General features: G+C 40.3%; 16 protein-coding genes and 2 pseudogenes. 4 read left to right on the top strand and 14 right to left on the bottom strand.

All coding sequences use genetic code 11. The annotated features are described in order from the left end of the window. Window positions 1-19: 19 nt before the first annotated feature. The 6 genes from addA to uvrC form a co-directional block, all read right to left on the bottom strand. Window positions 20-3,688 (bottom strand): helicase-exonuclease AddAB subunit AddA, encoded by a 3,669-nt coding sequence (gene addA, locus K6V43_RS00610; RefSeq protein ID WP_222381076.1) that lies wholly within the window; start codon window positions 3,686-3,688, stop codon window positions 20-22. Next, window positions 3,688-6,954 carry an ATP-dependent nuclease subunit B gene (gene rexB, locus K6V43_RS00615; RefSeq protein WP_222381078.1) on the bottom strand — a complete coding sequence of 1,089 codons (3,267 nt, stop codon included), beginning with the start codon at window positions 6,952-6,954 and terminating at the stop codon, window positions 3,688-3,690. Before rexB ends, addA begins: the two co-directional genes overlap by 1 nt. Before the next feature lie 97 nt (window positions 6,955-7,051). Next, window positions 7,052-7,219 carry a hypothetical protein gene (locus K6V43_RS00620; protein WP_024392259.1) on the bottom strand — a complete coding sequence of 56 codons (168 nt, stop codon included), beginning with the start codon at window positions 7,217-7,219 and terminating at the stop codon, window positions 7,052-7,054. Window positions 7,220-7,672: 453 nt separating this feature from the next. After that, window positions 7,673-8,986 (bottom strand): GTPase ObgE, encoded by a 1,314-nt coding sequence (gene obgE / locus K6V43_RS00625; RefSeq protein ID WP_222381079.1) that lies wholly within the window; start codon window positions 8,984-8,986, stop codon window positions 7,673-7,675. A 204-nt stretch (window positions 8,987-9,190) separates the two neighbouring features. Continuing rightward, a complete protein-coding gene (locus K6V43_RS00630) occupies window positions 9,191-9,319 on the bottom strand; it encodes a DUF4044 domain-containing protein (protein WP_024388852.1) in 129 nt (42 codons plus the stop codon). Between the two features lie 56 nt (window positions 9,320-9,375). Beyond that, on the bottom strand, window positions 9,376-11,160 hold the full coding sequence (gene uvrC / locus K6V43_RS00635) for an excinuclease ABC subunit UvrC (protein ID WP_222381080.1): 1,785 nt from the start codon (window positions 11,158-11,160) through the stop codon (window positions 9,376-9,378). A gap of 280 nt (window positions 11,161-11,440) precedes the next feature. On the opposite strand from uvrC, the gene K6V43_RS00640 reads away from it, so the two are divergent. Continuing rightward, entirely contained in the window at window positions 11,441-12,184 is a 744-nt protein-coding gene (locus tag K6V43_RS00640; protein WP_024397058.1) for an ABC transporter ATP-binding protein, read from the top strand. After that, window positions 12,181-13,791: a permease-like membrane multi-spanning protein gene (locus K6V43_RS00645; protein WP_222381081.1), complete on the top strand. Its 1,611-nt coding sequence runs from the start codon at window positions 12,181-12,183 to the stop codon at window positions 13,789-13,791. The genes K6V43_RS00640 and K6V43_RS00645 overlap by 4 nt, the downstream gene beginning before the upstream one ends. 64 nt (window positions 13,792-13,855) lie before the next feature. Here K6V43_RS00645 and K6V43_RS00650 read toward each other — a convergent pair whose 3' ends face one another. Both K6V43_RS00650 and ldcB read right to left on the bottom strand, forming a co-directional pair. Beyond that, window positions 13,856-14,305 (bottom strand): VOC family protein, encoded by a 450-nt coding sequence (locus tag K6V43_RS00650; RefSeq protein WP_172018359.1) that lies wholly within the window; start codon window positions 14,303-14,305, stop codon window positions 13,856-13,858. Between the two features lie 92 nt (window positions 14,306-14,397). After that, on the bottom strand, window positions 14,398-15,156 hold the full coding sequence (ldcB, locus tag K6V43_RS00655; protein WP_222381082.1) for an LD-carboxypeptidase LdcB/DacB: 759 nt from the start codon (window positions 15,154-15,156) through the stop codon (window positions 14,398-14,400). Between the two features lie 488 nt (window positions 15,157-15,644). Here ldcB and K6V43_RS00660 point away from each other — a divergent pair, with 488 nt between their 5' ends. Beyond that, entirely contained in the window at window positions 15,645-16,235 is a 591-nt protein-coding gene (locus K6V43_RS00660; protein ID WP_222381083.1) for a type IV toxin-antitoxin system AbiEi family antitoxin domain-containing protein, read from the top strand. 33 nt (window positions 16,236-16,268) lie between these two features. After that, a pseudogene (locus K6V43_RS00665) lies at window positions 16,269-16,586 on the top strand (nucleotidyl transferase AbiEii/AbiGii toxin family protein); the annotation flags it as partial. Here the strand turns inward: K6V43_RS00665 and K6V43_RS00670 are convergent. From K6V43_RS00670 to K6V43_RS00695, 6 genes and pseudogenes are all read right to left on the bottom strand, one after another. Then, window positions 16,578-16,721, bottom strand: a pseudogene (locus tag K6V43_RS00670) (nucleotidyl transferase AbiEii/AbiGii toxin family protein); the annotation flags it as partial. The pseudogenes K6V43_RS00665 and K6V43_RS00670 overlap by 9 nt on opposite strands. Next, window positions 16,718-17,311 (bottom strand): type IV toxin-antitoxin system AbiEi family antitoxin domain-containing protein, encoded by a 594-nt coding sequence (locus K6V43_RS00675; protein WP_222381084.1) that lies wholly within the window; start codon window positions 17,309-17,311, stop codon window positions 16,718-16,720. The pseudogene K6V43_RS00670 and the gene K6V43_RS00675, both read right to left, overlap by 4 nt. Window positions 17,312-18,249: 938 nt before the next feature. After that, window positions 18,250-18,537, bottom strand: coding sequence for a DUF1905 domain-containing protein (locus K6V43_RS00680; protein ID WP_222381106.1), 288 nt, complete (start codon window positions 18,535-18,537; stop codon window positions 18,250-18,252). Between the two features lie 8 nt (window positions 18,538-18,545). Continuing rightward, window positions 18,546-19,199: a DNA alkylation repair protein gene (locus K6V43_RS00685; protein WP_024392814.1), complete on the bottom strand. Its 654-nt coding sequence runs from the start codon at window positions 19,197-19,199 to the stop codon at window positions 18,546-18,548. A 1-nt stretch (window position 19,200) separates the two neighbouring features. Continuing rightward, window positions 19,201-19,698, bottom strand: a complete 498-nt coding sequence (locus K6V43_RS00690) for a GNAT family N-acetyltransferase (protein ID WP_222381085.1) — start codon at window positions 19,696-19,698, stop codon at window positions 19,201-19,203. Beyond that, complete coding sequence (locus K6V43_RS00695; RefSeq protein ID WP_105126673.1) at window positions 19,699-20,316, bottom strand: DUF5052 family protein; 618 nt, start codon at window positions 20,314-20,316, stop codon at window positions 19,699-19,701. Window positions 20,317-20,318 lie beyond the last annotated feature (2 nt).

Genomic DNA, 20,318 nt, shown 5'->3' on the forward strand with positions numbered 1-20,318 from the left:
ACTCTTTATCCAATACCTTTCATAATGAAGGCTTATCCTTTAAATTGACCCCTACCACTTCAATCTTCTCCCCACCAAGCAAAATCAAATGACAGTCTACACGATCTATCTTGTAGGCTTTTTTCAATGCCTCGGCATAGAGTTGCATTTGAGCTTGATAACGCTGGCTGAGTTGGCTTGGTTGGTCATATTTGTCTGTCTTGTAATCAAAGAGGACAATATGATCCTCATACAGTAGGTAGCCATCGATAATCCCACGAAGGACAAATTGTTCCTGCGACAAAGAATCTGTCTGAAAACTTGCAAATGGAGCTTCTCGGTGGAGTTTGTCTGTATTGGCTAGAATTTCTCTTCCTAAGTCTGTATCAAAGAAATCCAAAATCATTTGAACATTGATTTTGTCTTTAACCGCTTGCTCAGCATGAACAGCTTCTAGGGCATCTCTTACCGTATCTTCTGTCACCAACCAAGACAGATCCAAGCGTTGCATGAGTTCATGGACTGCTGAACCGACTTGAGCTCCAGTGATTTTTGGTTTCTTGGAAAAATCTGGCAAGTTGAAGGTCCGTTTTGGCAGGTATTTTTCCATAACTTCCATGCCTTCTTGTTCCAAGACAGGCTCATAGAGTTTCTTGATTTGACTTGGAGTACGTAAACTTGGTAATTCGATGGCAGCCTTATAGTGGGCATTCAACTCTTGGACAGAAGATAATTGGTCCAAGGCCTGGGCAATGTCTTCTGATTGACGAATATCTTTAAGGCTGGCGTTTTCTAGCTTATTCTTCAATGTAAGTTTACCAATCTTCTCCTCTGTCAAATCCTCATCCGTTACAAAGACTTTCTTGAAGTGCAAGTCTTCTCCTGAAAAAGCCTCATCAATGGCTAGAATCCAGTCTTGGAAGGTCGCCATACTTTCACGTGTTGATTGGGCAAGTACGCCATCTTCCTTCTTACCATCGTATTTTTCAGCTAACTTGTCAGCATTGCCCTTTCCAACCAGATACAGCTTCTTCTCTGCACGCGTTAGTGCAACATAAAGCAACCGCATTTGTTCTGAAAGATTGGCAATTTTTAGCTCTTGGAGATTATTTTGATAAGGCAGGGTGTTCATTAAGACTCGCACCTGAGGCAATGGGCTAGTTACCTTATCTTTCATATCCGCTAAATATTGGATACCCAGACCATTTTTCCGGCTGATGATGACTGACTGGTAATGGTCTTCCAAGTTGAATCGCTTATCGATGTTCATGAGGAAGACATACTTGAACTCCAAACCTTTTGACTTGTGGATGGTCATCAGCTGAACAGCATTTTGCGGTAGAAACTCTTGTACATCTGCCAAATCCTTATCATTTGCTAAGGCACGGTCAATCATGGCGATGAAGCGGGACAAACCCTTGTAGCCTGTTTTTTCAAACTGGTTGGCACGCAGACCAAGTGCGTATAGATTGGCCTGACGTTTGCTGCCATTTGGAAGAGCACCGACATAGTCATAGTAGAATTTTTCATTGAAAATCTTCCAGATCAAGTCATAAATAGAATGCAGCTTGGCAAAGGCACGCCAGTTTTCCAAAATAGATAAGAAATCTGTGATTTTCTTCTTCAACGCTCCTGTCATAAGTTCAGGATGTTGTCCACTTGCTTGTTGGGCTACTTCAATTTTTTGATAGAAGAATCCTGACTTAGCTTGTAGGGAAATCCGTGTCAGCTCATCCTCATCGAATCGGAACATAGGCGATTTAAGAAGGGCAACCAAGGCATAGTCATTGAGTGGATTATTGATAACCCGCAAGGTATCCAGCAAGATCATGACTTCTAAAGATTGCAGATAGGAGGCTGCTCCGCCATCTGCCACAATAGGAATCCCATGTTTTTCAAAAATGGACATAATGAGGTCATTGTGCGTCCGTTTTTGCACCAAGAGAGTGATGTCCTTGAAGTCTGCTCCTTCTTCATTGTGAAGACGAATAATCTCTTTTGCAACGACCTCAATTTCACCAGCAGTCAGAGGAGTTTCCTCCTCAGCATCCGTTGAAGAAGGTGCACTATCCTGCTGGTCGTAAATGAAGTATTCCATTTCATGCTTGGTCTGGGCAATTTTTTGACCAGGACTACCAGCCACTAGACTGTGGGTGTCGTCATACTTGATTTCCCCTACTTGACGGTCCATCAGGCGCGTGAAAATAGCATTTGTTGCCTCCAAGACCTCAATCTGACTACGGAAATTTTCCTTGAGCAAAATCAATTTTCCAGCCTGAGGATTTGCCTGGTACAGTTCAAATTTCTCTTGAAAAATCATCGGATCCGCCTGACGGAAGCGATAGATGGATTGCTTAATGTCGCCCACCATAAAGCGGTTGTGACCGTTAGACAGCAGGTCCAGCATTCGCTCTTGGCTATGGTTGTTATCCTGGTACTCGTCCACCATGACTTCGTGGTATTTTTCTTGGAAAAACTGCCGGATGTCCGCATTTTCTTCTAAAATGCGAATAGCGAAATGCCCAATATCGCCAAATTCAAAAGCTGCTTCCTTGATTTTGACATCCAGATAAGCCTGCGAAAAATCCAAGACAAAGTCACGTAATAATACAAGCAGTGGCAAAGCTTGAACCTGATAGTCTTTCAGCAGGGTCAATTCATAAACTTCCTGACCCAAATCTCGTAGTCCTGAGATAATCTGGCTCTTGCCAGCATTGTATTCTTCTTTAAAGGCTATCAAATGCTCATCTTTTGGTCGATTGGCATTGGTCAGGCCTTTTCCTCTGGACTGGTCATTGATGAGAAGGATTCTTTCAACCCGTTCCATCAAGTCCTTCTGGTTCAGACTATCTAAACCTGTCAACAAATCCAAGACTTCTTCCACATTGGCAAAATACTTGGCGGAACCAAAGTCATTTCTGCCCCATTCCACATGGTAGCGGAAGAAATCTGCAGCTTGATAGAGTTTGTCTAATACTTTTTCTTTAAAGCCTTGCTCTAAGATCTGCTCTATACGCTCTTGACTGTACAAATCAGCTTGAACAGCCTGCTCTTTCAGCCATTTAGTTGGATTGCTCGTCGATTGGCTAAAATCATGCACCTGATAAACAACCTGACGAAAACCACTATTATCCTTACGGTTGCCCGAAAAATTGCGAACCAGTTTACGGAATGCACCATTTTCATGCTGTTCAAGATAATCTGCAAAGAGCTGGTCAAAAACCTCTTTTTTCAGACTCGCTTTTTCTGTCTCATCCTGTAAAATCCGAAACTGCGGAGAAATACCAAGGCTATAACCATAAGTCGTTACCAATTTCTGCGTAAAGGAATCCATGGTCCCAATATCCGCCTTGGTCAAATCCGCCAACTGTGCAGACAAATGCCGACGCAACTCCATATCGGTCGTCTCCGCAATGGTTTCATTGAGATTTTTCTCAATCCGCTCCTTCAATTCACCAGCCGCTTTGACTGTAAAGGTCGAGATAAAGAGCTGGTCGATTCCCACACCACGCTTCAACTTATCCAAAATCCGTTGAACCATAACAAAGGTCTTTCCAGACCCAGCCGATGCAGAGACCAGAACATTCTGACCGTGCGTGTAGATGGCTTCAATCTGCTCAGGTGTGCGTTTTGGTTGCTTATCAGAATTAGCTTCCGCCAGCTGCACAGCCTTGATTTCTTCCGCGCTTAAAAATTGTTCAAAAGCCATTAGTCCTGACCTCCTTTCATTCGTTCCATCCAATCTTGACGCTTGGCCTCTTTGACCAACCGCCGTGCCATACCCATGTGCCGATCCGCCTCAAAACCAGTGATTGCCTTCAGCTGCTCACCTGCAACCGAACGCCCATCTTTGGTATAAGGGTTAATAGCAAAGCGACCATCTAGAATGTCCTTGGCAGCTTGTTTGTAGAGTTCTTGGTTGTGGTTCAATAAAACCGCAAACTCATCTTCCGTGTAGAGTTGGTTACGAGTCTGATAGAAATGATTGAGCCCCAGACTTCCCTCCTTCAAGAAAAGCCCCTTGTAAACCAAGCTAGTATTGGCAGCTCCTTCTAGCTGTTCTAAATTCTTCGTATCTTTTAACTTGATAATCGGATCCTGCAAATGCAAATACATAGCTCCAAAAACAGGTTTATCCTTGGTTTCATCCAGCTCTTGTAAGGCTGCCAGGTAGGTCACCAACTGAGGTTTTAGACCATTGTAAAAATCCCCAACTGAAAAAGATTGGTCGCTGGACTTGTAATCCACAACACCGACAGCCTGATTGATTTGTAAGGTATCCAAGCGGTCAATTGTACCATTTACATGCACACTCTTGCCATTTTGAAGGTCAAAAACCAGTGCCTTATCCTGACGGAAACTCTTTTCCTGACCATCAATTTCAACCAAATCATTATCCCGCAAAATAGTCGCACTGGAACGAGCAATCTTATCCAGCATCTCCTCCATATAGCGAGCATCAGCATCTTGGTTATAAAACATAGCAAATTCTGCCTCGTCACGCGTATGCAGGATAGCCTTGTCCACTTTTTGATCAAAATCTAGCTCAGATTGGTCCATGACCACTCGTTCAAAAATCCGATGCAAGAACAAACCATGCTGAAAGGCAGTCGGATGGATGGATTCCTGTTCCCGCAAGCGAAGAACATTACGGACAAAGTAAAGATATTGGTTATTGTAGAAATTGGTCAAGCTGGATGCAGAAAGATTGAGCGGCTTATCCTCTGGATATAAAGCAGCCAAGGTATCCGCTGCAAGCTGTTTAGAAGTAATTTCGCCAGTAATGGTCGGAATTTCAATGCCTTGCGACTCCAATTTCTTCTTCAAATGGCGAACCAAGACTGTCCAGAAGGCTGTCTGCCCTTCCCATTCTTCATGTTCAAGAGAGGGCCTTTCCGACTCAATCAAACGGGATAAGAGACTCTTGTAGTGACCGATGTCTTGTGGACTAAGTATTTTCATCCTTCCACGTTCTTCGGATTTCAGCCCCATTTTTTGGAGAATCTTGATATAAGGTGAGAGACTATCTTCACCTTCGTTATAAATCTGAGGAGTTGAAATGACTAACTGTTCCGTCGCAGCATTCAGCAGAGACATCATGGCTGCATGGTTCTTCTTGATATTCTCTCGACTGACCAAATCAAAACGTGAAGAACTAGCCGAGACAAGATTGACTTTTTCCATCTCTTCTTCTGTCAAAAGACTGGTATTCTTAGCAACTTTTGGAAAATTGGACTGGCCCATTCCGATAGCATAAACATACTTAGCAGTGTGTGGCTCAATCAAATCATAGGATTTGACATAGACCACATCAACCGTTGCAGGAACGATACGATAGTGACTAGCCTGCATGCCGGCCTGTAAAATAGCCAGAAAATCATCCATTTTCAATTTTTCTTTTCCGAAAATCTGATGAAAATTCTCTAGAATATGGGTAAAACTTTTCCAGACCTGCTCTTCTTTTTCTTGCTCTACCTCACGCAAATTTCGAGACATTTTTTCCATATTTTTAGGAAGCTCAATTGCCTCCAAAAATGCCATAAATTTCTCAAGCAAGGCAGTTCCAGATTGTGGTCCAGCCTTAAACAGCTGGTTCAAAGGCTCCATAATCTTAGCACGTAGGGGTTCCAAGACAGTCAAATCATAGACAAGCCTTTTCTCCTTGATGACTTCAGCATCATAGTCTGCTCTGCCATTGACCGAAAAAGCCCTCGAAAAAGCAGCCTGCCCCTTCATATCCGCAAAAAGGATGTAAGACTCAAATAGGTCCAGCTCCTTTTGGGAAATGCTGGCGTACAAACCAGATTTGAGGAGATTGAGCAGGTCTTCCGCACGGAAACGATAGCGACGCAAGCGTTCCAAGGACTCCACAAAATGGACCAGGGGATGATGACTCATCTCCTCTGCCTTACCAAAATAGTAAGGAATATCATACTTGTCAAAAATCTTGCCAATCTGCAACTTGTAGCTATCCACATCACCCAAGAGCAACAAAATATCTTTATAGCGAGCCCCTTGATGCACATGCTGACGAATTGCAGTCGCTACCTGCTCAACTTCTTCTTTTTGGTTGACGACTTCCCAGAGTTGGATTTTTTTCTTGTCTTCTTCAGTAAGCTCTATCATGGTACCGCTGTAATCGTAAACGGATTCCATATTCTTTGAAAATTTACCAACACTGTCCAAGACTGGCTCTTGACCAATATATGTAGCCTTGGTCTGGAACTGTGCTGATAACTGGCGTAAAAAGTCAACGTTAGCTTGATAAACATTACCTTCAATATAGGTGGCTTGCACAGCTTTCTTGCTGGCATATACACCAATCAGGATTTCCGACACCCGTTCATTTAAAGCACTTACTAAAGCTTCTTCTTCTGCCGAAAAACGAGAAAATCCGTCTACCACCAGCACAATGTTCTTCAACTGCTCATCCAACTGACCAGTTTCCACCAAGCTAGTCAGCTGTGCTAACTTAGACTGATGCTCAAAGCCTTCTTTGGACAAAATGTCTGTTACAGCCAGAAAAATCTTTACCAAATCAGCCTGCTTATCTGGTGACTCCATGGCTTCCACGTCCAAAATAGACATATTTGCCCGTTGCAATTCTTTGTATAAAGCAACTAGCTGGTTAATGAACCCAAAATCTGTCTGTAAACGACCATAGACTTTCAAGTCGCCGTCTTCAAATTGCGATAGAACACGAAAGAAAATCATGGCAAGACCAACATCATCCAGCGGTTGACCTGCTTCTTTCCTATCAATCATCAAATAGCGGGCCAATTGCCCAAAACGGGTCACAATAATATCAAAAGTTGCCTGTTCAGGCAGGTATTCCAAGACCTTGCGCTCCATCTCAAAGGATAGAGAGTTTGGAGCAATATAAAAAACTCGCTTAGCTTCCTTAGCAAATTCTGCTGCGGTATCTGTTAAATACTGCGTCAGAGAATTGCGAATATCTGTATAGACCAATTTCATCTTTCGTTCTCTTTCTTTCCTGAATATTCTATGTCTAGTATATCAAAATCTAACAAAAAAATGGTCCAATGGACCATTTTTCGGAAAGATAAATTTTCTAACTACTCTTTTCTTGCTCTTTAGCTAAACGCTCGCGTTCCAACCGTAACTTGCGATTGGGATTGAGCTTGTTAAAAAGTTCTTCTAATTTTTCAGCATTCCAAACATCGGCTGCCGAAACAAAATTCCCATTTTTATCCTTGAAGGATATCGGCTTATCACCCATAAAGACCTCCAATTTTTTATTACTTATTCATAATCAATCGTCACTAACGGAACAAAATTAATAAGGTATCTAGCCAAGGTCCCCTAGGACTTGGCGTAGTTTGACTAGTAAGTTAACTTGCAGTCAAACTGGTTACCTCGCTTTCGAATTTTTAGGCTCGGAATTCGATGGTCACTTTCTTATTTCTAGGTGACCAGCTGAAAAAGTCCACTGGACTTTTTCACTCCCCCAGACAGGTTACGACATGGAGTTCAGGTAGTCGATATTACTGACTGAACGGAGTTAGTAAGGTTGGTTACCTCGCTTTCGAATTTCTTGGCTCGGAATTCGATGGTCACTTTCTTATTTCTAGGTGACCAGCTGAAAAAGTCCACTGGACTTTTTCACTCCCCCAGATATGGTCGCTTTCGTATTTCAAGGCGACCAGCTGATACAGTCTATCCCCAGACTGTATCAGTCCACAAACTCAAATTCAAATTTGCCTATTCGGACGATATCCCCATCCTTGGCTCCACGCGCTCGAAGAGCTTCATCAACACCCATGCCACGTAACTGGCGAGCAAATTTCATGACTGACTCATCGCGATCGAAGTTCGTCATGGTAAAGAGTTTTTCTAACTTATCACCAGATAGTATCCAACTTGCATCATCTGCACGACTGATCTCAAATTCTGGTTCATCAGGATGAAAGCCATAGTAAGCCTCTTCTTCTTGGAAATCTGATTCGTCGTAAAGCAAGAATTCTGGCGTTTTCTCGAGCAACTCAGCTGTGGCTTCCAAAAGATTTTCCAGACCTTGGTGAGCAATACCAGAGATTGGGAAAATCTGTGGCAGTTCTTCAAACTCATCATAGTTGGCTGCTAATTTTTTCTTGAACTCTTCCAGATGTTCCTCTGCCTCTGGCATATCCATTTTATTGGCAACGATAATCTGAGGACGTTCCATGAGGCGAAGATTGTAGGTTTCCAATTCATTGTTGATGGCCACATAGTCCTCATAAGGATCCCGGCCTTCACTAGCGGACATATCCAAAACATGCAAGATAACTCGTGTCCGCTCAATGTGACGAAGGAATTGCGTTCCCAATCCAACACCTTGACTAGCACCTTCGATCAAACCAGGTAAATCTGCCACAGCAAATGATTCGCCAGACTTGGTCCGCACCATTCCTAAGTTGGGAACAATGGTTGTAAAATGGTAAGCACCTATCTTAGGTTTAGCAGCTGTGATAACACTTAGAAGCGTTGACTTACCAACTGATGGGAAACCTACAAGACCTACATCAGCCAACACTTTCAATTCTAATTCAAGGTTCCGCTCCTCACCAGGTTCCCCATTTTCAGAAATCTCTGGTGCTGGGTTCTTAGGTGTCGCAAAACGAATATTTCCACGACCACCACGACCACCGTGAGCAATGACAAATTCCTGCCCATTCTCAACCAAGTCTGTAATTATTTTTCCTGTATCAGCATCACGGACAGTTGTTCCTTGGGGTACACGAACAATTAAATCTTCCGCACCACGACCATGCATGCCCTTGGTCATCCCCTTTTCGCCATCGTCAGCCTTAAAGCGTCGATTGTAACGGAAGTCCATTAGGGTACGCAAGCCTTCATCTACAACAAAGACAACATTCCCACCATGACCACCGTCACCGCCCCAAGGACCGCCATTTGGTACATACTTTTCACGACGGAAGGCAACCATTCCATCGCCTCCCTTACCTGCCTTGACCTTAATCTTAGCAGTATCTAAAAACATACTCATAATTAACCTATTCTTTCCTAGAAAAAAACGCTTAATAGCGTTTTATATCCTGTATTCACAAACAAAGTGCTAATAAATAAGAAACCATTTTTAAGGAATCAATCTCGTTTTTTTAAGAAATACTGACAGTATCTTGAAAAAACAAACGTTGAGTATCTTAAAAACTAGCCTTAGATAGAAGAGCTGAACTGTGAATACAGTTTCTTAATTCATCAATGCATTGATTGCTGGTAAAATCAAGCCTGCTAATGTCACGACTACCATCACGACAACAATTACTAAAGTAACTTTTTCAAATGTTGATTTCTTGTGTTTTTCTTCACCAAAAGCCATTGCTTTCTCCTTATTCAGTCATTGATAGTTTATTCTAACACATTATGGGAATGTTTTCAAATCTCATCCTTTGAGGAAAGGCTTTCTTTGACTTTCTCCGCCACCTTATAGGGAACACCTACATCTGCAATTTCTTGGACACTTGCCAATTGGATTTTTCCAATTGATTTGAAGTGTTTCATCAATGCCTGCTTTCGTTTTGGTCCTAAGCCATCAATACCATCCAATTTAGATGAGAAAGAATTTTTAGACCGGACCTGACGATGAAACTCAATGGCAAAGCGGTGAACCTCATCCTGAATCCGATGCAGGAGGAAAAATTCCTGTGAATTACGAGGCAACTCAACTACTTCCAACGGATTACCAAAAAGCAACTCATGAGTCTGGTGCTTGTCATTCTTCTGCAACCCTGCAATTGGTATAGACATGCCTAATTCCTGCTCAATCACCTGCTTGGCAATATTGACCTGCCCCTGACCACCGTCAATGATAATCAAGTCAGGCGGCGTTAATCCGTCCCGCAGTACCCGACTGTACCGTCGCTGCAAAACTTCCCGCATGGAAGCATAATCATCTGGCCCTTCCACCGTCTTAATCTTATACTTGCGGTATTCTTTTTTATTAGGCACCCCATTTTCAAAGACCACCATGGCCGACACAGGACTGGTCCCCATGATGTTGGAGTTATCGAAAGCCTCAATCCGCACAGGCGTCGGAATCCCCAAAAGCTGACCGATATTTTCTACAGCACCGTAAGTCTTCTCCAGATTTTTCTCCAAAAGATTAAACTTCTGCTCCAGACTAACACGCGCATTCTTGGTTGCCAGATTGATGAGTTGCTTCTTCTCGCCACGCTTAGGCTTGATGACCTTAGTATCTACCAGAGCTTCTACGGCTTCTTGGTCAATATCCTGCGGTATCAAGACCTCTGACGGAATCAAATGTTGCTGGTCCCTGTAAAACTGACCGATGTAGGTCAAAAAGTCTTCGTCCGCATCATTATAATATGGAAAAAGATTGACATTCCGCTCAATCAATTTCCCCTGACGAACAAAGAAAACCTGCACACACATCCATCCCTTGTCAACATAATAACCAAAGACATCCCGATTCTGCAAATCATGAGCCATCACCCGTTGCTTGGTCCGCAGGGTTGAAATAGATTGAAGAATATCACGATATTCCGCAGCTCTTTCGAATTCAAGATTGGCTGCAGCAACTTTCATTTTTTCTTGCACCTGTCTAACAATCTTATCATCGTGTCCTGTTAAGAATTGAGCAACCTCCTTACTCATCTTATCATAATCAGAAAGACTAGGCATCTTGTCCCCGTGGGCCAAACATTGACCCAAGTGATAATACATACAGTACTTGTTCTCAGGCAATTTGCACTTACGGAAAGGATACAGACGCTCCAATAGTTTGAGGGTCTGGTTAGCCGCACCCACATCTGGATAAGGACCAAAATACTGACCGCCATCCTTTTTTATCTGCCGTGTAATGATCAGCCGTGGATGACGTTCTTTGGTAATTTTGATAAAGGGATAGGACTTGTCATCCTTTAACATGATGTTATAGCGAGGCTTGTTTTCCTGAATCAGATTGATTTCCAGTAAGAGCGCCTCGATATTAGAATCTGTTACGATAAATTCAAAATCAGCAATTTCAGATACTAAAGCTTCAGTCTTGGTATCATGGGCCCCACGAAAATAAGACCGCACCCGATTGCGCAGGTTTTTGGCCTTGCCTACATAGATAATCTTTCCGTACTTGTTTTTATGGAGATAGCAGCCAGGACTATCTGGAAGCAACTCTAACTTATGTTTAATGATTTCGTTCATAGGATAATTATATCAAAATCAGAAATAGTAAGTCTATTATTGATCATCAAACTGATTCATTCTCAAATTCTTTAAAACGGCTGTATGGTCACTATCTACAAAAAACAATTGATTTTGTATTAATAAAGTAGTATAATAACATTAAAAATATAAATATGTTTATTCTTTTACACTTCTAAAATGGCTTTACGATCCATTGGTTTACTATTCGATGACTAAAAGAAATGCCATTTTAAAGCATGTAGAATAGGCAAGCCTAGGGAAATATGAGGAGGAAAATATGATACAATTTGACCACGTTACAAAAGCATATGGCGAAACCCTTGCACTTGACGATCTTAATTTAAGGATTGAAAGTGGAGAGATTTTCGGGTTGATTGGACACAATGGTGCTGGAAAAACGACAACGATTAGTCTATTAACCTCTATTATTGAAGCGACTGAGGGGCTCGTCTTAGTCGATCAGTTAAATTTAGCCGAACACCGCAATGCCATTAAAAAACGCATCGCTTACGTTCCAGATTCTCCAGATATCTTTCTCCACCTAACTGCATTCGAGTATTGGAATTTTATGGGTAAAGTCTACGAGGTCCCTCAGAATTTGATTGATGAACGAATCGGCAAATTAGGACAACTGTTCGATATGACAACTCGTCAGCACGAAACCATTGACAGCTTTTCTCATGGTATGCGGCAAAAGACAATTATCATTGGCGCGCTTATTTCCAATCCTGATATTTGGATATTGGACGAACCATTAACTGGACTGGATCCACAGGCTTCCTTTGATTTGAAACAGATGATGAAAGAACATGCAGCTGCTGGCAATACCGTCTTATTCTCAACACATGTTTTGTCTGTTGCAGAACAATTATGTGACCGTATCGGTATTTTACGAAAAGGCCGCTTGATTTTTCTTGGAAGTCTTGACGAATTGAAATCACAATATCCAGATAAAGATTTAGAAACAATTTATCTGGAATTAGCAGGACGCCAACAAGATAAGGCAGGTGAGGAAGTATGAAGAAGTCCATCATCTGGGAATTGATTAAAATTAATATTTTATATTCCAACCCACAACTGCTGGCCTCTGTCAAAAAGAAACAGAATAAAAAGAAAAATGCATCATTTTCAGCCTATAAAAGTATCCTACGGCAACAAATCTTTATGATGATCATGTTCGCCTTTATTTACACTATTTTCTTTTTAGGCGTAGATTATTCAGAATCAGTCGGATTTTTCTCACTCCAACTTTCTATCTTTGCCATTATGTCGATTGTCTATGGATTCACTGGATTTTTCTCAGTGTTCTACGACAGTAAGGATACAAAATTATACCTCGCTTTACCACTGCGTTCACAGGACGTATTCATCGCAAAAGTCTTGTCTGCACAAGGCATGGTTCTACCTTTCCTCATGCCCTGTCTTTCTCTTTTATCGATTACCTATTGGCAAATTGGAGGAGCTCCTGCACTCATTGCTGTTCTACCATCATTTATCCTATTGTGGCTGTTCATAAACATTATCAACTTGGTCCTTTTGCATTTTATCGGTCAAGTATTGCGTAAAAGTTCACAAAAAACCATGATTTCAACAATCCTGATGACAGTGTCTACGCTCATTGCGATTGGTGCAATGCTGTTTCTTCAATCTCAACAAATTGTTTCTTTAGAATCTAATGGGTTTGTCAACTTTCCAATAATTCCAATTTTTGTAGGATTTCATTACATCGTCAGCCAACCTTTATCACTAGGAACTGCCATCAACTTCCTACTACCGCTCGCAATCACACTTGGCTTAGTATACTATATCGTAAAAGAGATCATGCCTCACTATTTCGATCAGTTATTAGAAATTGATGCCGTTTCTGGCCAAACCCGCAAGAAAAAACCTGCAAAACTACCAAGCAATTTACAAAAAGCCTTGGTAAAACACCATCTATCTACATTGAAAGATAGCAACTTGTTGGTCCAAAGTTTTGTCCAGCCTGTTGTGATTGGTTTTGCTTTGTATCCTAGTGTCTCACGATTTGCTAATGACGGAGGATTGAGTACACTATCACCAGATTATTTTGGCATTGCAATGTTAATCGGTATCCTATTAGGAAGTATGTTTGCCGGTGCAACAACATTTTTAGGAGTTGCGATGTCCCTAGAGAAGGAAAATTATCATTTTATCCGTACATTACCTCTCAATTTTAAACAATTTACTATTCAAAAATTTAAAGTCATCGCATTTGTACAATTCCTACTTCCAACTATTTTATACTTCACTTTAGCCTTTGTGCTATTTAAAGTTCACCTTCTTTTATCCATTTTCTTTACAATAGGGCTTCTACTTTCTGCCCTATTGGTTGGCCAGATTTACTATTGGCGCGATCAACGACTATTAGTTCTCAATTGGCAAAATAGCAATCAATTATTTGGACGTGGAAGTGGGCAATGGCTGATAGCTGGAAGCATACTCTTGACCATGATGGTTGGTGCTATCTTAGTCACTATCAGCATCATTGTCGCAAATGCCTATAATGCTGTTTATGTTAGTGCAGCTCTACTAACCCTTATTTTGGTTGCGGCAACCTTACTCCAAGTATTTCTTCACAAAGCATATTGGAGCAAACTACCGCAATAAGAAAGACAAAATAGATTTTAAAAAACGACACAGCGTGTTCAGACTGTGTCGTTTTGATTTGTTTTTATTCTTGTTCAGCGTAATATTCCTGACCATAGCCTGCAACTTCAGCATTCACTTGCCATGAAATACCAAATTTATCCGTTACATTGCCATAGGCTGGTGACCATGGAACTGCTTGAAGTTCCATATTAATGGCTTTCGCATCTACTGATAATTTGTCATAGAAATTCTTAGCAGTTTCTGCGTCATCGGTAATCAAGGCAACAGTGATGTTATCGCCTACTGAATAAGGCATTTCTGGGTTGTTGTCTGACAACATGAAACGTTGACCATTCGGTAAACGGAATTGTGCATTCATAACAAAATTTTCCAATTCTGCTGGGCAATCTGGCAAGAAATCTTTGAATAAATTCACTTGTTCGATAGATGCACCGAGCGCCTCTTTGTAAAACTCAATAGCTTCCAAACCATTACCGTTTGTTACCAAATATACTTCCATTGCTTTAAGCATGATGGACCTCCAACTGTTTGATGATTCATTATAACACGAGTGAATCATACGGACAAATCTTTTGTCTTATTCGCAAAAATTTTTTGATAAGCTTATTCTTGGTAATCGCCACCAGGAACACCGTAATATTCCTCTAAGGTTAAACCAGATTGATAAATATCCGTTGCTTCTTGACCAATGTAGCGAACATGCCACGATTCTGCAACATAGCCAGTACTACTTTCCTTTCCTGGTTGGTAGCGTACTATAAATCCGTACAAATGAGCGTTTTCTGCTAGCCATTTTGAAGCAGTAGGTTCTTCTAATAAATTACCAGCAGAATCCAACAAATCAAATGCTAAACCAGTTTGGTGCTCACTATAGCCTGGTCGAGCAGAATAAGTGTCTGCTGCAGCCTGTCCTTCTTGATTGACATAGGATTGGTAGAGTGTGGCCTGGGTTTCATAAGACCGGAAGCCACTGTAATTATTTGAAACATCAAATCCTTTCGCTTGCATATCTGCAACTAATTGTTGGAAAGCTGCTAATGCTTCTGGATCTTCCCCTGGTGCATAGTCTTTCGCAAGTGGGTGTTTCTTATTGGCAATAACTACTTCACCATATTTCCCTTGAACACTATAATAAGAACCATTGAAGGTTGCCTTTGTGGATGTTCCTGTTTCCGAACTACTAGAAGAGGATTCAATCGTTTCTTCTCCCGTTGAAGAGCTCTGAGCAGAGCTACTAGTTGTCTGAGTTTGAGACTCAGTAATTTCAGTTGATGTTGAGGAGCTTGCTTTAGTAGAATTACTCTGCTGGCTACAACCAGCTAATACTAAACAACACACCATTCCGAACATGTATTTTTTCATTTTTTATCACACTTCTTTCATTCATTGCTTACATTGTAACAAAAATAGGAAATAAATTCTAATATTTGTGATAATCAATCGTTTCTATATAATGATACCAAGCTTTCTATTTGTTCAGATATTGCACTAGAATATAATTCAGATAACTAAGTAGATAGATTTTCCACTCATTGTGTAGCTGCGTTGACAGATGTTACACCTTTATGGAAGTATGCAACTATACCTTCCCAAGCAACTACAGCAATCACCATGTTATCAAAATCAACCTAAAGTATCTTAAGGAACTTTAATATACATTCATTACTGCTGAATCCGAATTGACGAAAGTAGATAAATAACACCGTTTGATTATACAAGTCACTTCTTTCTTTAAGTAGAAAAAAAGCTTGATTTTGTATCACAATACAATAAGGGTAAAAGAAAATGTTGCTTTTACACTACAAATATTATAAAATTGTAGTGTGAAAGCAACACGGAAAGGAGTAAGCATGTCAAAAAAAGAGATTCTACTTGAATTTATAGAAAACCACAATGGCATTATCACCTATAAAGATTGTAAGGCACTAAACATTCCAACAATATATTTGACAAGACTTGAAAAAGAAGAGATTCTATACCGCGTCGAGAAAGGAATTTTCCTAACCCAGAATGGAGACTACGACGAATACTACTTCTTTCAGTACCGATATCCGAAGACTGTTTTCTCATATATCTCAGCGCTTTATCTGCAACAATTTACAGATGAAATTCCTCAATATTTTGACGTAACCATTCCTAGAGGTTACCGTTTTAATACTCCTCCAGCTAATCTGAACATTCATTCCGTTTCAAAGGAATATAGCGAACTAGGAATTACTCTTGTAAAAACCCCTATGGGAAACGAGGTAAGAGTATATGATTTCGAACGTATTATCTGTGATTTTGTGATTCATCGAGAAAAAATAGATACTGGGCTTTTTGTCAAAACACTTCAACTTTACGGAAACTATCCTAAAAAAAATCTTACAAAACTCTATGAATATGCGACAAAAATGAACACCCTGGACAAGGTCAAACAAACTCTGGAGGTCCTAGTATGAATAAAGCTAAGCTAACAGCACTCTGTCATAAAATATCAAAGAATACTCTCAGAAGATACTGTAGAGCAGCAACTCAAGGAAATTTTAGCAGATTCAGAAGAAGGTATTTCTTTTGTGATTCAATCCATCACAGCTATTAAAGAAAGTGATGACTATGGTGGCTATCGAGCAACAATTTTGTGCCAACTTGATAATATTAAACAAGTTATCCATTTGGATATCGCGACAGGTGATGTTGTAACTCCTCAGCCGATTACATACGACTATAAAGCTATTTTTGATGAAGATAATTTTCCAATCATTGCTTATACAATTGAAACAATTCTAGCTGAGAAACTTCAAACTATCTTTATACCTGCTCACTGAGATGAGTTTTAAGACTTGTTCAATCAGAAAATTTTGCTGAACTTGTTGAGCAGGTATTCCTTTTTCTCTTGCAATATTCTTGACTTTTGCTTTGAAACTATTAGCATTTGAAAATTTCACGACAAGACCTCCACATATGATTGTAGTTTTTCAGTTACTTTAAATAGATGTGCATAGTGATACAACTTAGTGTAATCTACAACTCCTTTTTTGAAGTAAGCTTGAAAAGCTGGGGCAATAACTTGAATATCGATATGGTAAGCTGTTCTCAAACACTCCACTAATGTTCGTTCCATATCATATACTGAGATAAACTGTCCAGCCTGTCGCTCCAGTCTAATAATACCGATTTCATGATACTTTCTAGTGACAATTGGCTTGACACCAGCTTCTTTCATTGGCCTCGTATTTGTCCCGAAAGGAAAAGTCATCACAGGCTCAAATGGAATGATAAGGGACAGATCATGTAACCAAAGTGCTGTTTCTAAGGAATAAATTCCTTTTGGAAAACGGTACTGTAAACTAAAATAGTCATCGATATAGGTATCTGGCAGATGATAGATACCTCTTTCAATTGATTCCACTTTCCCTTTTGAGACTAATTGATTCAGTTGTTGATAAGAAAAGTTAAGCTCTTCTATATCACGAAAAGTTATTAATCCATGATTATTTTTTATATAATTATAAACGGGTTTCTCTAACAAATCCATATCACCACCTCCAAAACAATATACTAACACTTTATAACAATGTTAGCATATTGTTATAAAATAATCAACGGTAAACTGAAATAATATGCTAACAAATATAATTTTTGTTAGCATATCCTTTTTTATTTCGTCGTATACGCAAAACTCAAGCTACTATCCACTACAGATAATTTTCAGAAGGTGTAGTTTGGATTGCCATTATAATTGGTTTCGGAGATAAGGAATGAGCCTTCTAGACAGGATTGACGACTATTAGTCGCTCATCAAACAAAAGTGCGTTCATACACACCTCTTACATCATTATTCAAAAAGAAAAGCAACCTGAATATTCTAATTACATTAAAGATATAGTATTTTAAAATCAGACTACGTTGAACCCTGTTGGAGTTTGATTTGGATATACAAAATTGAATTTAATAATCACTCTCTCTAGTAACTAATACTCATTTAAAATCATATGGATATTCTTTCCAACAAAAAAGCCCACCATAAATGGTGGGTAAGGGCATCATTGCTGATGAGAATAGCAGGTTCACAACAACTATTCAAGGTCCGCTCCTGCGTTTCAATTAAATGAAGACCTCCCTAGCGTCGAAGGGAGTGGGAAAGAACTCAACCAGTCAACCAAGAGTTCGTCAACAATTCATCATTTCTGGTTGTTGACCTGAAACAGTCTCTTCCCAGACTGTTTCACTCCCACCCCCGCACAGCTCAAACTGTCTGGGAGACAGTTTGAGGTTGGAGATGAAGCGAACTTTGTTCGCAACAGTCGTAATGGTCAGATTTGGAGTGCAAAACACGAACAAATCTGCCAATCAACCACTGCGCTGAGATGTTGACACGAACTCTTAGGAGCGTGCTGAACCTTAATCACCACCCACTACTCGGCTCATCGCATGAACCTATTCTATCATAATTTGACAGTTTTGCAAGTCTAATTACTCAATCCGCTCTCGAATGGTTACGAACACAGTATCACCAGGTTGCTTGCCAATTTCAGCTCTAATTGCCTTTTTAATACCGAGGATATAACAAATATTGCCCTCTTCATCCTTTATTCCCATATTGACAATAGAGCCATCATAGGGATGCCCATCAAAAGTCGCATGTACTTTTACTCTCCCCTTCCCAAATTCCTGACGGATATCATATGGGAAAATAATATATGCTCCACCCTTATCTGGTACAGGATAGATAACTGCTTGAAATTCATATACTTTTGTCATCATTCAACCTATAAATACTTACTTGCTTCACGAATCGATAAACTTGCCATTTGATGTTGGTATTTTCCTAAAAAGTCTCGAACCCATTGAGGATTAGTCTTCGAATAATCACGCAAACTCCAACCAATCGCTTTATTGATAAAAAATTCAGTCTGATTGAGGTTATTAACGAGAATCTTCTCTAACAGTACTGTATCTGTCTTTTCCTTTTGCAAAAGCTGATGGTCAATAGCAATTCGCCTCAACCAGAAATCCTCATCCAAACTCCAGTCAATCATCACCTGCTTGGCCTCTGGATTGTCCAAAACAATTTTGCCAACGAGTTTGTCCAATCCGTCAATACTATCCCACCAGGACTTCGTCTGGGCAAGTTTTTTCAAGCGGGGTAAATCAGCTAATACTAGTTTTTTCTTGTGAGCCACGAGGTAATCAATAGCGACATATTGAAATTCACGGTAGGGTTTGACCCAACAAGCCTCTACAAAATCCCAGTCAAGTTCTGGCGTTTTGAAGTCTTTAAAAAATTGTTTGGCAACTTTTCTACGATCTGGACTACGAATACCTAAAAACTCAAAGTTGTTTTTCATATAGGCTTTCATTGGCTGTGCCTGCCCTTCTTCTGCTAGGGCCAACAATCGTTTTTCCAATTCTACAATATCCATTTTAGTCACCTACAAGAGACTTTTGGAGCCAGACGATATCATGCCAAGTGCCAAATTTGTATCCAACTTTTTTAAAATGAGCCACCTGCTGATAACCTCTCTTTTCATGCAAGGCAATGGAAGCAAGATTTGGTAAGGCAATGCAGGCTAAAAAGTTTTTGAACCCACGCGCTGTCAATTCCTCCTCCAAAGCAGTGTAGAGCAAGGTGCCAATCCCTTTTCCACGCGCTTCTTTTTGAACATAGACCGACAATTCCACCGTCCAATCATAGGCTGCGCGAGCATAATAGGTCGATGCGTAGGCATATCCCACTATCTGTCCCTCATCGACTGCGACCAGATAGGGGAATTTTTTCAATGTTTTTTCAATTCTATTTGCAAAATCTTCTACGGCAGGTACTTGTGTTTCAAAAGTAATGGCGGTTTTTTCAACATATGGGGCATAAATGGCCACCAAATTTGCCGCATCTTCAACCTGCGCATTCCGAATCACTATCATTTAATTCTCCAATAGCTCTCTGTCATAAATGGTATAGTCACAACGATAGATAATCAACCGTTTGCCATCAACTAAAAGCTCAGAAGTCTTTGGTGCATCTGAAGCATATAGCGAAACTTTATCTCCAACATAGGTTGCCAAAGGTGTACCATTTTGTGACCGAATAAGCACCACCTTTGCCTTACCAGTAAAATCATTTTTCAAACTTGAAACCATGCGATTCACCAAGGGGATCGAACGGTCATAATTGGCAATATCTACCGTTGTTTGGTATTTGGCATATAGGTCTTCCAATCCCTCTTCCGCCGCAATCAAGGATGAACCAACATGATCAATCTCATATTGACCTAAGGTTACTTTTAAAACAGACGAATCTGCATTTGAATAGCCTTCAGCATCCACAGAGTCAAACTCTTGGTTGCGAGAAATAGACAAGGACTTCCCAGACATTTCATCAATTAATTGAGAATTTTCATCAAAAGTCCGAACGGTCATTTCTAGTCCAATCCATTCTTCCTTGGTGTTCTTCCACCAGTTCGTAATTGATTGACAGGCTGATAAGGAAACCAAGCTAAAGAGCAACACAACAGACAATACAATCTTTTTATTCCATTTCATAT

It is taken from the genome of Streptococcus suis (assembly GCF_019794615.1).
GTDB classification, from domain to species: domain Bacteria; phylum Bacillota; class Bacilli; order Lactobacillales; family Streptococcaceae; genus Streptococcus; species Streptococcus suis_AI.

Coding starts and splice junctions, on each gene's coding strand:
- K6V43_RS00645 (WP_222381081.1), top strand. CDS start 12,181: ATGAAGAAGTCCATCATCTGGGAATTGATTAAAATTAATATTTTATAT.
- K6V43_RS00630 (WP_024388852.1), bottom strand. CDS start 9,319: ATGGCTTTTGGTGAAGAAAAACACAAGAAATCAACATTTGAAAAAGTT.
- K6V43_RS00650 (WP_172018359.1), bottom strand. CDS start 14,305: ATGCTTAAAGCAATGGAAGTATATTTGGTAACAAACGGTAATGGTTTG.
- K6V43_RS00685 (WP_024392814.1), bottom strand. CDS start 19,199: ATGGATATTGTAGAATTGGAAAAACGATTGTTGGCCCTAGCAGAAGAA.
- K6V43_RS00620 (WP_024392259.1), bottom strand. CDS start 7,219: ATGGGTGATAAGCCGATATCCTTCAAGGATAAAAATGGGAATTTTGTT.
- rexB (WP_222381078.1), bottom strand. CDS start 6,954: ATGAAATTGGTCTATACAGATATTCGCAATTCTCTGACGCAGTATTTA.
- K6V43_RS00680 (WP_222381106.1), bottom strand. CDS start 18,537: ATGACAAAAGTATATGAATTTCAAGCAGTTATCTATCCTGTACCAGAT.
- K6V43_RS00675 (WP_222381084.1), bottom strand. CDS start 17,311: ATGGATTTGTTAGAGAAACCCGTTTATAATTATATAAAAAATAATCAT.
- K6V43_RS00690 (WP_222381085.1), bottom strand. CDS start 19,698: ATGATAGTGATTCGGAATGCGCAGGTTGAAGATGCGGCAAATTTGGTG.
- K6V43_RS00695 (WP_105126673.1), bottom strand. CDS start 20,316: ATGAAATGGAATAAAAAGATTGTATTGTCTGTTGTGTTGCTCTTTAGC.
- K6V43_RS00640 (WP_024397058.1), top strand. CDS start 11,441: ATGATACAATTTGACCACGTTACAAAAGCATATGGCGAAACCCTTGCA.
- addA (WP_222381076.1), bottom strand. CDS start 3,688: ATGGCTTTTGAACAATTTTTAAGCGCGGAAGAAATCAAGGCTGTGCAG.
- ldcB (WP_222381082.1), bottom strand. CDS start 15,156: ATGAAAAAATACATGTTCGGAATGGTGTGTTGTTTAGTATTAGCTGGT.
- K6V43_RS00660 (WP_222381083.1), top strand. CDS start 15,645: ATGTCAAAAAAAGAGATTCTACTTGAATTTATAGAAAACCACAATGGC.
- obgE (WP_222381079.1), bottom strand. CDS start 8,986: ATGAGTATGTTTTTAGATACTGCTAAGATTAAGGTCAAGGCAGGTAAG.
- uvrC (WP_222381080.1), bottom strand. CDS start 11,160: ATGAACGAAATCATTAAACATAAGTTAGAGTTGCTTCCAGATAGTCCT.